This is a genomic window from Oceanobacillus sp. GQ8 (assembly GCF_059758495.1).
Map to the genome: position 1 here is coordinate 1 of NZ_JCAXEV010000003.1, position 13,041 is coordinate 13,041.

Consider the following 13,041-nt stretch of genomic DNA (forward strand, 5'->3'; position numbering starts at 1 on the left):
TATACTGATAACTTGTCAGTATATGATAATCCAGATTCAGGCGCGGGTAAGAGACTTGGAGAATTGAGGGCAGGAGAATCTTACTCAATCGTCAATGAATATGGAGACTGGTGGCGTGTACAATTCGGCGATATTTATGGGTACGTTAATAAAGCTTCTACTGGATACGCAACTGAAAGCGAAATTCCTAATTTAAATAAATCATATACCAATTCTAGTGAGAAATTTGTGACAAATGATAAAGTAACAGTATATGACAATTCTTCAGGTAGCCTAGTTGTTATGGGAAATATAGATAAGGATATGATTTTTCCGATAGCAGGTGACTATGGGGATTGGTGGCGGATTATTTATCTAGACCGAGTAGGTTATGTAAATAAAGACCAAGTAGATTTATACGGAATTAAAAGAACGGCCTATGATATGACCTTGAACGAGGTATTAGAAATGCAAATGAAAGTCTCACCACAGACTGATAGCTCATATGCTTATGTATCACAAAGTTATATTGATAAAAATAATAAAGTAACTGCTAGTGCATTGAATGTACGTAGTGGTCCAGGTGCAGGCAATAAAATAGTTGGGCAACTTATTAATGGTGCAGAGGTTAACATTCTTGGTTCTTACAATGGATGGTATCAAATAGAGTTCAATCATAGACAATGGGTAGATGCAAGTCGAAGTGATGTTTTATATTATTTGGATCCAAATAATTTTGTAGATAATCCCAAACAGCAATTTCAATTTTTAGATCTTTCAAAATCTAGTGATGCGTCAGTAACAGAACTAAATAAATATCTTTCGGGTAAAGGTATACTTTCTGGTCAAGGTAAAGCTTTTAAAGATGCAAGCAAGATATATGGTATAAATGAGGTCTATTTAATGTCTCATGCATTATTGGAAACTGGTCATGGAAGCTCTACATTAGCTCAGGGTGTTAAGTATAATGGCGTAACAGTCTATAATATGTATGGTATTGGAGCGAATGACCATTGTCCTGTGGAATGCGGAGCAAAGAGAGCTTATGAGAAAGGCTGGACCACCCCTTATAAAGCAATTGTAGGTGGCGCGGCGTTTATAAGCGGTGATTATATACGAGAGGGACAAAATACATTATACAAAATGCGTTGGAATCCAGAAGGAATGGATAGATACGGGTATGCTACACATCAATATGCAACAGATATTGGATGGGCATCTAAACAAGTTTATACTATGTATAACCTATATCAGGATTTGGGGTTGACCAGTGTATATTTAGACATACCAGTTTATAAACTATAAGGGAAGAGGGCTCCCATCAAACTTCTTGATGGGCACCTCTTTTTAATTTTATTTTTACTTATAAATTGTCTTGCATAAAGTATATTTAAGAAACTTGGAGTGATAAATTTGAATAAACCGATAAAAGTAATGACTATTTTTGGTACAAGGCCCGAAGCAATAAAAATGGCGCCCCTTGTCCTAGAGTTAAACAAGCGACCAAATGAATTTGAATCAATTGTGACAGTGACAGCTCAGCACAGAGAAATGCTAGATCAAGTACTTAGTATTTTTGATATTACACCAGATTATGACCTTAATATAATGAAAAAGCAACAATCGTTAATCCAAATTACCACTCGAGCTCTTGAAGGTTTAGACGAAGTGATGAAGAAAACACAACCAGATATGGTCTTGGTACATGGTGATACAAGCACAACATTCGCAGCATCAATCGCAGCTTACTACAATCAAATAGCAGTGGGGCACGTTGAAGCTGGACTGCGTACTTGGGATAAGTACTCCCCTTATCCAGAGGAGATGAACAGACAATTAACTGGTGTAATTGCTGATTTGCATTTTGCCCCAACGGAAAAGTCTAAACAAAACTTAATGAATGAGAATAAAGATGACGAAAGTATTATTGTTACTGGAAACACGGCAATCGATGCTTTGAAAACAACAGTTAGTGAAAATTATTCTAATTCTATATTAGATGGCTTAGGAAATGATAGGCTAGTTTTGATGACTGCGCATCGTAGAGAAAATCTCGGGAATAACATGGAACAAATGTTTCGAGCAATTAACCGCATTGTGGAGGCTCATGATGACGTTCAAGTAATTTATCCGGTCCATTTAAATCCAGTTGTACAAAAAACCGCGAGTGATATTCTCGGGAATAATGATAGGATTAAATTAATTGAGCCCTTAGGGGTGGTTGACTTCCATAACTTCGCTTCTAGAGCTCACTTAATATTAACTGATTCTGGTGGCGTACAAGAAGAAGCACCTTCATTGGGAGTACCAGTCTTAGTATTACGCGATACTACTGAGCGTCCAGAAGGGATAGATGCTGGAACGTTGAAATTAGCCGGTACAGATGAAGATAATATCTTTAAACTAGCTAATGAATTATTAAGTGACCAAGAATCTCATTATAAGATGGCACAAGCATCGAATCCTTATGGGGACGGAGATGCATCAAGAAGGATTGCAGACGCTATTCTAGGTTACTTTAACTAATAATTTCATAAATATAAGGCCACTAATGTGAGCAGTATTTTTCAGTTGTTTACTAATAGAAAACAAGCGAAGAGAACATTCTCTTCGCTTGTTTTTATGCAGTATGTATACTATTCTATTTCTATTTCATCGGTGTATTTACTTTCTACGTTTTCGTTTTTATCTTTAATATATACCTTCACTTTATATGTTCCAGGTTTTTTTACTTGGTAAGAGAAATGAGCATCTTTTATGTATGAATTTTTTTCAAGAAGTTCATCACCTTTATAAACATAGTAGGCGTATGATAATTTGCTACCTTCTGCGGTAGCAACGACATAAAATTCAGATGAGTCTCTTTTATTAATGATAAGCTTAACAAATTCAGGTTTGCTGTTATTTGAATTCGTTGAATCTGTACCCCCCTGTGTATCATTACCACAGCCGGATATTAACAATAAAGCAGCGACTATTAAAACAATTAACTTTTTACCCATATTGAAGCCCTCCCATTCTCCATAATAAATTAATTATAACATAATTGGTTCGTGGTATAAGTGTTTGAAGAGATACGTCAAACACTTATAAAAAGATAAAATGAAACTTTACTAACTTGATATAAGATATCGGGTCGGGTTTTCTTTTATCAGGTAGAACTTCTATATTATTTATGTGTATACCCATAGTTTAAGTAGTATTAAAAATGGCTTCTAAGGCATTATAAACCTCAAATCAGTTTCTTCAAAAAGTTGTGCCGTTTACTTTGAATATAGACCTATGAAAGTAACAAGAACTTTTATGGGTTGTTTAGATTTCACCGTTCCTGTCCTCTCAATTTCCTCCTCGCCTCTTTCCCCCAACTCTTTATAGACATATGGATGTTCCTGTACAGAAATGTCCACAACCCTTTTATAACGCCTTAGATTATTCGCTTGGTAAATCCGCACCTGTGTCAAACTTGTGAACTTTACTATTTTATATTGTGAAATACTGAACAATGCATTATAATAAATACATAATCACATGGAGCTAGTATTATTTAACATGTGAAATATTGAACAAACTAAACAATAGGAGTGTTGAATAATGAGAGTAGCAGTTATTGGATGTACACACGCGGGAACAGCAGCGATTAATAATATGTTAAATCTTTACCCTGATGCACAAATCGATGTTTTTGAAAAGAACGATAATGTTTCTTTCCTATCTTGTGGGATTGCGCTCTATGTTGGCGGAGTGGTAGAGGATCCGAATGGACTGTTTTATGCTTCTATAGAACAATTTGAAAAACAAGGTGTACAGATGCATATGAATCATGAAGTGACCTCCTGTGATATAGATCGTAAACAACTACAAGCAAGAGATATGAAAACCAATACTACAACAAACTATAGCTATGATAAGTTGATTATTACATCTGGCTCTTGGCCAGTAACACCACCAATTCCTGGTTCTAATTTAGATAACGTGTTGTTATGTAAGAACTTCTACCATGCGAAGGAGATTATTAAACGTTCAGAACCAATTCGCAATGTAGTTGTTGTCGGAGCAGGCTACATTGGAATTGAGCTTGCGGAAGCATTTGAGGAAAATGGAAAGAACGTCACCTTAATTGATAGTGAAGAGCGCATTTTAAACCGTTATTTAGATGAAGAATTCACAGTCCCAGTAGAAGAGACATTTGAACAACGCGGCATTGACTTGGCTCTTGGGCAAACCGTTGCGAAATTCGAAGGAACCAATGGAGTAGTAGAAAAGGTAATTACAGATAAAGGGGAATATAACGCGGACCTTGTTGTAATGTGTATTGGATTTAGACCAAATACAGAACTGGTTAAAGGTCAAGTGGCCATGTTAGGTAATGGTGCCATTATCGTGGATGAATATATGCAAACAAGTAGGGAAGATGTGTATGCAGCGGGGGATTGCTGTGCGGTATATAACAATGCTTCCCAACAACCAACTTATATCCCATTGGCAACCAATGCGGTAAGAATGGGAACGCTTGTGGCGCATAACCTCGTAAGCCCTGTATTAGCTCACCCTGGCACACAAGGTACGTCAGGGTTGAAGATCTACAATCATAACATTGCATCAACAGGTTTAACGGAAACAAGTGCCAAGATAGCAGGATTATCTGTAGGGAGTGCGTTGATCACAGATAACTATCGTCCGGAATTTATGCCAGAAAATGCGGTTATTCAATTGAAGCTAGTCTATGAATTAGAAACACATCGTATTGTTGGTGCGCAAGTCATTTCTGATGCTGACTTTACACAGGCAATCAATACAATAAGTGTTGGAATCTCCAACAATATGACCATTGAGCAACTAGCTTTAACAGATTTCTTTTTCCAACCACATTACAATAAACCGGTCAATTACCTGAATCAAGTGGCAATGGAAGCAATGGCGAAAGAAGCGAAGAGAGGGAAAGAGTTAGAAGCAGTGCGTTAAATTAGACTTATTGATGACATGATAAGATTGGCTCACTTTTGTTTAAGTGGGTCAATATCTTGTATGGTAATTTCGCAATCATAACTGATTGCGGAATTTCATTATTTTTAAATAGTATTTTTGTACTGTGCAATAAAAATTTCCGTTTAAAATTATAGCTCTTGTTCAACTAAAGCACCAGTTACTTTTAATACATTTCTTCACAATCTTTTCAGTAATATTTAAATATCCATTAAAAAATCACCTTACCCTAGTTCTTAGAGGTAATATGAATTTAATCAAACTTTACATAATCTCCTTCTTTGATTCGATTCTTTTCAAACCATCCTATATTCACTTCAATTGCATAACGATAAGAAAGTTTCGGATCATAGATAGGACATTCATTCCCTTTACAAGGCTCCATATCTAGTATTTTTAGAATTTCCCCATCTGAATCAAGAAAAGCAATAGATAAAGGAATTAATGTGTCTTTCATCCAAAAGCCACCATATATTTTTCTTGGAAACACAAATAACATCCCCTCATTTTCGGGTAATTTTTCAACAAACATTAAGCCCTTCTCTATTTTTCCTTGAGTATCTGAAACTTGAACGGTTAATCTAGTTTTCCTGTTTCCACTGAGTATTTTTATCATTTTTGTTTTTATTCTATTTTTCATGTTCACTCACCTTTGAGTATTATTAAAAGCGTGAAAGAAATTTGGTGATAAAACAAGAAGAAATAACGAGGCAAGCTCCTTATCACTTTTAATTTATTCTATGGTTTTAAATTTAATACTTTGTTTTCAATAATCACAGCAACAATATTAAGAAAGAGACGATACTTTTGGGGTAATCGTCTTAAAATGGATTTCTATAAGCTGGTATCCTTGTACTGCGCAGCTGGAAAGTTGTTCTTCTTAAAGATAAGCGCCTTACAGACCAAAAAGAAATAGTGCGTTAATCCTTTACATCTTCCTTGCATATTTCACTAACTAGCTACCATAACGCGTTGTTTTCTTTATTTTTCGGTCCAAGCTTATTACAATTTTCATATTGAGGCTTTGAATTCCTTTATTTTTTGCATTAAACTCTGATAAACTTCTCAGCGGTAACTAATTATTTTGTCGTTTGTTAAATTCAATCCTAATGAACTCCGGCAAATAGCTGGGAGTACATCCTTTTGATACTTTTTCATCTTTGTAAAGACCTGTTTTCTCACCAAGTTTTATACAACGTGCACGATTCTGTTCATCATAAACGCCTATCCAACCTGCGGTGAAATTCATAGCCCATTGAACTTCCGGTTCTTCCTGGGTAATATTAGCTTCTAATGCAGATAGCAAGTCTGCGGTGTTATCAGGCGGTGTTTGTCCAGTCCATCTTAATCGCCCTTGATAATACCAATAAGCTCGTCTTTGAAGAGCACAAGGACTATGTTCCCAAGACTCCATTAATTCAATTCTCTTTTTGTCTTTGGTGAGCTGATTGGCTAATAACCAATCCATTAAGTTATTTCGCTCATCGAAAGTGTGCGTCTGCATATCCTCATCAAGTTTATTTAGCACATCTTCTGAAAGAAGTTTTTTGTCCATAATTAAGATGGCTAATAGTCTGGGCAAAAACGCTTCGGATGACCAAAGTTCCATAGCTAATTCGTGATCTTTTTTAATGTCCTCCGCGATTTTTCTTAAGTCGCCTAGCTTCGTTTTACTATTGATCAGAGATAGAATGTTTTCTGCTTTTGAAGAGCGTTTTAATTCTGTATCTCTTTTTTCATCCATTTTATACAACTCCTTTATTCAAGCTCTGTTTCATAAATGTCCATGACGGGAGATAACAAGAAATTCATTTCGTTATTAGTATTATTGCAGTGGGGTGCCTCCAAAGTTTGCCTTTTTTATTATTGTAGCGTATATCGTATGAAAGCTTTCTCCACCTATAATAGAAGAGAAATCATTTTTATTGAAATTATTAAACGCACCCGTTAGGACAATAACATACATTTGCTATAATATTTATCGTTAATTAGCTAACTATATGGCTATAAGGTTTATTAGAAGAGGTGTTATATTGAAAAAAGTATTAGTCACCTTCGCAACATTATTTCTTTTTGTTATCTTCTCAACTCCAACAATTGCTTCTAATCAATCCACTTACGAAAAGGCATTGCTCTCCTTAATGTGGGAAGATATTGATCAAGCTGTTGATAAATACTATGACATTAAAGATGTCCATGTCCAATTTTACGATCAAAAAGTATTAGACTTAAAAATGAAAAACGCACTTGATTTTGATATCGCAATCCAACTTGATGCATTTATAGGTGCGCATAACACGATTGGCACTGATACACTTACATTTGTAACAGAAGCACCTAACAAGCTAAAATTAGTTAATTACAAACATACCCCTACAAAAGAAAAAAAGGAAATATTAGAATGGTATCTTAAAAATCGGTCATAAATAGCCGGTTTTTTTATGCTTCATATTCAACTGCTTCATTAGCTTAAGGACATTGTTTCACAGAGTCACCAAATCATCATCCTATTATTGCGCAGTAATGGTCTACTACTATACAAGAACTAATTCTAATCTGTGTAAATGGGTACGTTCCCTTATGTTTTTTGATTTGACTGTACAGCAATCCCACGCTAATCTTTAATAAAAGCATAACGTCGAAATCGAAATAGGGGAGGGATAATTTGAATAAAAGATGGAAGTCATTTCTTGGTGGAATTGTGGGCGTCGTCTTAGGTCTTATGATTGCGAGTCTAATTCGAGATGGACAAATAGATTGGAGGCCAATTTGGTTTTTTACACCGTTTGTTTTCTTACTATTGCTTTTTAACTTGGGTTTGAATTTATATAAAAAAAGGGATTAACCCAAGTTATTTATACTTTGCTACGGGGGTACATATGAAATCGCATTATTATTTAGGTTGGTTTAATCATTTTTTCCCAGAGAAGGTGGTCAGGGTGTTACAGGAAGATATAACGGATCGTAAATCGCTTGTTATGATTAGTTCGAATCCGTCTCTTTATGATGAAATTGGTTCTACTGAACGCTCATGGCTTGATCAGGCCGGGATTACGTTTGAAGAATATCATGTGATTAATTATCGTGTACAAAAAGAAGAGGCGAAAACGTTAACCCAACATGCTTCTGTCATTTTCTTACTGGGTGGAAATCCGCTAAACCAAAATGAATTTTTGGTGGACTATGAGTTGTCGGATGCGATAAAAAGAAGCGGAGCTGTTGTAATGGGAGCAAGTGCTGGTGCGTTCAACATGTCCGCTAAGTGGTTATGCTCCGAAAAGCTTGGATTTAATGTTGAAACAAGCTCTATTTACGAAGGAATTGGCCTTGATGATTTTTCCATACTGTCTCATTTTGACCTTGAAAATAATATGCTGATGGTTCAAAGCGAACTGTCTCCCTTATCGGAAGAAATAGATGTTTATGTGTCAAACAAGGATTGTGCTGTGCGTGTGAAGGGAGGCAAAATCGACATTTTAGGCGATGTGTTTTTACTTTCCCACTCAACGATGCAAAAATTGGATGAGACGCTTTAATTATGGTAATGCGAAGACGCTTTTTAGCTGTTTTATGTAACTATGCACGTCTTTATAATTCTTTTCATGTACCCAATTCCGAAGTTCCCCCTCTTCGTATATGTTGACCATACCAACCTATTTAAAGCTCCAACCCCTCTAAGAGCCATTATCGTACACAAATAGTTTTCACGAAATTAGTGCAACATAAAGGAAAAACTTATATACTAATCATCAATCAGAGAGATAAAGGAAGTGCGATATGAGAGATTTTGGACTCATGGTACTGGGTACTTTTTTCTTTGCTTTTTCAGTAGCTATATTTGCAATGCCTAACTCGCTTGCGGAGGGCGGTATCCCCGGGCTATCCCTCTTACTTTATTTTGGGTTGGGTTGGTCTCCTGCATTGGTGACCTTCCTTGCAAATGGGTTTATTTTATTAATTGGTTATCGGTACTTACCCAATGCGATGATAATAAAATCGATTGCTGCTATTTCGTTATTTTCTCTATTTCTGTTCCTAATGGAGGACTTAGGATCTGCGATGGGTGATCCTCTTCTTGCTGCCCTTTATGCTGGGGTGTTCACTGGAATTGGTTTTGGTTTCGTCTTTCGTTCGGGAAGTACGATTGGTGGAACGTCCACAATTGCAAAAATGCTAAATTACAAATTTGGCTGGGAACTAACAGGGGTAAACTTTGTGTTAGATGCTTTAGTTGTAGTAGGTGGAGTATTAGTTATTGGTCCAATCTTAACATTATACACCGTAGTGGCTTTGTTTATTGGGAAACGAGTGACGGACTACGTCTTAGAAGGATTTGAGTCCAAAAAGATCGTTCATATATTCTCAGATTACAGCGAATCAGTAGCTCGCTCTATCCGAGTGAATCTTGGTGCCCATACAACGATTTTGGAAGGTAAAAATGATGAAAATGGAAAAGACGAGAATCTGATTTATGTGGTCGTTCCAAAACAGCAATTGTTTTATTTGAAAAAATTGGTTCGTGAGGTCGATGAAGAGGCGTTTACTGTTGTAAATACAGTAAAGGATGTGAGTGGTGGCTCGTTTGCAAAAGCTCACTATCCAACACAGAAAACATTTAGTAGTACAAAGAAAGAAAAGCAGTACTATAGAAGGAAGCTGAAGGATGACGAAGATACTTAAATTGCAAAGAATGGGTGCTAGTGAAGGACAAGTTGGAGAGTATGCTACGATAAACCAGTAGATCGGAAGTCCTTTTCAAACGAAATATGTGCTTAAGTTGAGGATTCAGGGTTGCTACGGCAGCTCTTTTTTGTTGTTTCCCTAACGGACGCTAACACCCCCGATTCGTTCCACTAACAATCAGTGGGGGAAGAACGAATACCCCCACTGATTGAAGTTTATTAATTGGCATGACCCATCCTCCTAAATTTTTAGTATCTTTTAATAGCATTTATTTACAGTGGAAGCATGACACTATGAAACGTTCTATTTTTACGCCCAAGCCCCTCCAAATCCCTGCCGTCTGCATTTTAGCCTCTCCTACTGTCAACAAATGTACCAAATTAGAAAAAGATAAGGAGGCGTAATTTAAAAACTCTTTTTTGAAAGCCAAGAATAGATTACTATATTGTCGAGTATAGATTATTATATTTGTAAGGTGGATAAATTGGCAGGAGGGGGCAGTTCCATGAAATTAAGAGAGAACAGTAGCTTTGTTCGTTTTTGGATTGCATCGACGACTTCAAGCTTTGGTACATATATTACAACACTGGCTCTTCAGGTATTGGTTGTTGGTAATATGGGAGGCAGTGCTGTTGATGTTGGCTGGGTTTCAGCATCTAGATGGATTCCGTACGTGCTTTTGGGGTTAATAGCGGGAGTTTTAATTGACCGTTTTCACCGCAAGACTGTATTGGTGGTAACAGATATGGGGCGTGGCATTATCCTTGCCTGCATTTGCTTATTGTCTATCACAGGCGTAATCAGTATTGGCTGGCTAATGGTCCTGCTGGTGCTTTTTGGTGCGTTGTCTCTTTTTCATGATAGTGCTTACCAGTCCTTTGTGCCACAGTTAGTTCCTCGTCCTTTATTAACACGTGCAAATGCACGGTTAGAACAAAGCGCAGCTGTTGCGGAAACAAGTGGCCCAGCTATTGGAGGGGGACTTGTTTCATTAATTGGTGCACCATTCGCCCTTCTTTTTGATGCCTTATCCTATTTGTTTTCAGGTGTATTAATGGCATCGATTAAACATCAGCCCTTAAACAAGGTGAAGGCTGGACCACTCGGTCAACAAATCAAGGAAGGTTTGCGATGGGTCTACCAGCACCATTACCTTCGCACCCTCGCTTTAAATACCCACGCCTGGTTTCTCTTTCATAGCATGACGATGACGATCCTCGTATCGATTGTTTTAATAGAGCTTGGTTTTGATGCTTCCCTCCTTGGGTATATCCTTGCCGCAGCAGGTGTGGGTGCTGTCGCAGGAACTTCTCTATCTCCACGAGTCGGTGTGCGCTTTGGTGTAGGGCGTGCAATGGCTTTTTCACGAATTCTCTATGGCCCAGCAGTTATCTTGGTGGCGCTAGCTCCAGTAGTTAATAGCTCCGACTCACACTACATAGCTCTCCTTTTTATGGTGGTGGGGCAGCTCTTTTACGGATTTGCCATGGGTATCGAGGGGCCGCTTGAAATGGGGTACCGGCAGTATATCACGCCATCTCACCTGCAAGGTCGCATGAATGCGACACTGCGATCCATCAACCGTAGTGCAGTCGTTATCGGTGCTCCACTAGGAGGTGCTCTTGCGGACGGACTAGGTTTCACAACGGCTTTATGGATTTCGATAGCTGGACTAACTTTATGCGGACTATGGTTCAGTCTATCACCGATGCGAAATGCTAGAATAGAAGATGATGGAACTTAACATGCATTGACTAATAAAACTATGACTGACTACATAATAAAAAGCGCGTGCGTTCTACTTAAATTCTTTCTCGCTTCTTTCCCCCAACTCTTTACAGCTTCCACACTCACATTTTCCTTTTCGGCAATATCCTTAAGCGGCATGTCCAATAGAATGGCATGATAGAACCATTTCCACTGTTTTTCGGTAAGTAGGGATTTTATTTCTTTTAGTAGTTGTGGGATACCGTTATATGTTACGGGAGGAGCGGCTTTTGGTAATAAGGGAGCTTGGCTTTCGAGGTAGTTTTGTTGCTTGAGGGAGTCGTTCGTTTCCTTTCGAAGCAGGTCGATGAGTTTATGGCGGATGGTGTAATTGAAGTAAGTGGCCATGGGGCCTTTGTCGGGGTTGTACTTTTCATAGGCCTGCCACATGGCGATCAGCCCTTCCTGGTAGTATTCCTTGTGGGGGTCTTGGAGGTTTAGCTTGTGGATGTGATAATGAATGCGTCGCTTGTTCTGCTCGTAAATTTCTTCAAAGGTGTAGGGTTTTGACATAAAATGCCTCCTTTAGTGGATTGGAGAGGGGAGATGCCATTCCTGTCTTGATGAAGAGGGGGAGAACGTGGATGCTAGTCTTCTTTCTTTGCTGCTTGCTGCACCTGCCAATAGAAGTAGTGGGAGAGGTCGTGAAGTTCCTTTTTCCCTAGTCTGGCCCAACTGTTCACATCTAATAGAAAGGGTTGCTTATATCCTGCATCTTCCAATAGATTAAGAACGTCATTTATTTTTCGGTAGTTCTTTAAATAAACTGGTTCTTCGCCTCGTAACAGGGAATCAATCGGCACCTGAAAAAGATCGGCTATCTGGATGATCGCTTCATAGCTTGGCCTGCGTTCTTCTCTTTCATATTTTCCAAATGCATTTTGGGAATATCCCAATTTGAAGCTTATTTCCTGCTGTGTATACCCAGCCTTTTCGCGAAGATTTTCTAATCGTAAACCGAACCCTTCCACTGTGAACACCTCTCTATCGCCTAAAAAATACCACGAATAATTCTGACAAAAGGAAAAACACCCAATTCGGGTGTTTTTAGTTGGTTTGTTATGGTATTTTGTTCGTTATAGAGTGTGGTGTCGTTTTGTAGATCAGTGCGATGAATTAGCTATTTTGTGGAAATGATGATTATTTAAGAAAGGTGCTGGTCGAGAGAATGTTAGAAAATAACCAAGCAAAAAGACGCCCTCTTATTAAAGAAAGCGCCCGATTTAACTTCATTTTTTAGTTCTCTTTTTTTGTGTCTTTTCATCCAAAATGGAACGTAAATCTTTAATATCCTCTTCTGACAAAGAATCCTCCTGAATGAACTGAACCAGCATAGACTTTAACGTTCCGCCATAAATTCGCTTAACAAAAGACTGTGCTTCGGCACGTTGACACTCATCTTGCGAATAAAGAGGGAAAAAAGTATAGACCCTCTGCTCTTTATTGACACCGACAACCTTTTTTTGGGTAAGACGATCCAATAGTGTGCGTACGGTTTTCTTCTTCCAGTCTGTATGCTTCTGCAAGGAAGAGATAATCTCACTGGCAGTTTGGGGGGCCTTTTTCCAGAGCACATGCATAACTTCCCATTCTGATTCTGAAATATTGGGGATTTTCTTTGACATCCTT

Annotated in this window: 14 protein-coding genes; 8 read left to right on the top strand and 6 right to left on the bottom strand. The window is 37.9% G+C overall.

What is annotated here, in order from left to right:
• Both AC6CHS_RS08940 and wecB read left to right on the top strand, forming a co-directional pair.
• The coding region (locus AC6CHS_RS08940) for an N-acetylglucosaminidase (RefSeq protein WP_498235695.1) at positions 1-1,284 on the top strand (1,284 nt) is incomplete at its 5' end.
• Positions 1,285-1,392: 108 nt separating this feature from the next.
• A complete protein-coding gene (gene wecB, locus AC6CHS_RS08945; protein ID WP_498235696.1) occupies positions 1,393-2,505 on the top strand; it encodes a non-hydrolyzing UDP-N-acetylglucosamine 2-epimerase in 1,113 nt (370 codons plus the stop codon).
• Between the two features lie 110 nt (positions 2,506-2,615).
• On the opposite strand, the gene AC6CHS_RS08950 is transcribed toward wecB, so the two are convergent.
• Positions 2,616-2,981, bottom strand: a complete 366-nt coding sequence (locus AC6CHS_RS08950; protein WP_498235697.1) for a triple tyrosine motif-containing protein — start codon at positions 2,979-2,981, stop codon at positions 2,616-2,618.
• A 589-nt stretch (positions 2,982-3,570) separates the two neighbouring features.
• Between AC6CHS_RS08950 and AC6CHS_RS08955 the strand changes: the two genes are divergently transcribed.
• Positions 3,571-4,941 (top strand): FAD-dependent oxidoreductase, encoded by a 1,371-nt coding sequence (locus tag AC6CHS_RS08955; protein ID WP_498235698.1) that lies wholly within the window; start codon positions 3,571-3,573, stop codon positions 4,939-4,941.
• Between the two features lie 274 nt (positions 4,942-5,215).
• Here the strand turns inward: AC6CHS_RS08955 and AC6CHS_RS08960 are convergent, their stop codons facing one another.
• Both AC6CHS_RS08960 and AC6CHS_RS08965 read right to left on the bottom strand, forming a co-directional pair.
• Positions 5,216-5,602, bottom strand: coding sequence for a DUF192 domain-containing protein (locus AC6CHS_RS08960; protein ID WP_498235699.1), 387 nt, complete (start codon positions 5,600-5,602; stop codon positions 5,216-5,218).
• A 435-nt stretch (positions 5,603-6,037) separates the two neighbouring features.
• Positions 6,038-6,706, bottom strand: coding sequence for a DNA alkylation repair protein (locus AC6CHS_RS08965; protein WP_498235700.1), 669 nt, complete (start codon positions 6,704-6,706; stop codon positions 6,038-6,040).
• 289 nt (positions 6,707-6,995) lie between these two features.
• Between AC6CHS_RS08965 and AC6CHS_RS08970 the strand changes: the two genes are divergently transcribed.
• The 5 genes from AC6CHS_RS08970 to AC6CHS_RS08990 all read left to right on the top strand — a co-directional run bounded on the left by AC6CHS_RS08970 (position 6,996) and on the right by AC6CHS_RS08990 (position 11,389).
• Positions 6,996-7,388, top strand: coding sequence for a DUF3888 domain-containing protein (locus tag AC6CHS_RS08970; protein ID WP_498235701.1), 393 nt, complete (start codon positions 6,996-6,998; stop codon positions 7,386-7,388).
• Positions 7,389-7,627: 239 nt separating this feature from the next.
• The gene (locus tag AC6CHS_RS08975; RefSeq protein ID WP_498235702.1) at positions 7,628-7,807 is read left to right on the top strand and encodes a hypothetical protein; all 180 of its coding nucleotides are present in this window, start codon (positions 7,628-7,630) and stop codon (positions 7,805-7,807) included.
• Between the two features lie 34 nt (positions 7,808-7,841).
• Positions 7,842-8,498, top strand: a complete 657-nt coding sequence (locus tag AC6CHS_RS08980) for a Type 1 glutamine amidotransferase-like domain-containing protein (RefSeq protein ID WP_498235703.1) — start codon at positions 7,842-7,844, stop codon at positions 8,496-8,498.
• Positions 8,499-8,739: 241 nt separating this feature from the next.
• On the top strand, positions 8,740-9,642 hold the full coding sequence (locus AC6CHS_RS08985) for a YitT family protein (RefSeq protein WP_498235704.1): 903 nt from the start codon (positions 8,740-8,742) through the stop codon (positions 9,640-9,642).
• A gap of 508 nt (positions 9,643-10,150) precedes the next feature.
• Positions 10,151-11,389: an MFS transporter gene (locus AC6CHS_RS08990; RefSeq protein WP_498235705.1), complete on the top strand. Its 1,239-nt coding sequence runs from the start codon at positions 10,151-10,153 to the stop codon at positions 11,387-11,389.
• 29 nt (positions 11,390-11,418) lie between these two features.
• On the opposite strand, the gene AC6CHS_RS08995 is transcribed toward AC6CHS_RS08990, so the two are convergent.
• The 3 genes from AC6CHS_RS08995 to blaI all read right to left on the bottom strand — a co-directional run bounded on the left by AC6CHS_RS08995 (position 11,419) and on the right by blaI (position 13,037).
• Entirely contained in the window at positions 11,419-11,925 is a 507-nt protein-coding gene (locus AC6CHS_RS08995) for a sigma-70 family RNA polymerase sigma factor (RefSeq protein WP_498235706.1), read from the bottom strand.
• Between the two features lie 74 nt (positions 11,926-11,999).
• A complete protein-coding gene (locus AC6CHS_RS09000; protein ID WP_498235707.1) occupies positions 12,000-12,383 on the bottom strand; it encodes a helix-turn-helix domain-containing protein in 384 nt (127 codons plus the stop codon).
• A 258-nt stretch (positions 12,384-12,641) separates the two neighbouring features.
• Positions 12,642-13,037, bottom strand: coding sequence for a penicillinase repressor BlaI (gene blaI, locus AC6CHS_RS09005; RefSeq protein ID WP_106897793.1), 396 nt, complete (start codon positions 13,035-13,037; stop codon positions 12,642-12,644).
• Positions 13,038-13,041 lie beyond the last annotated feature (4 nt).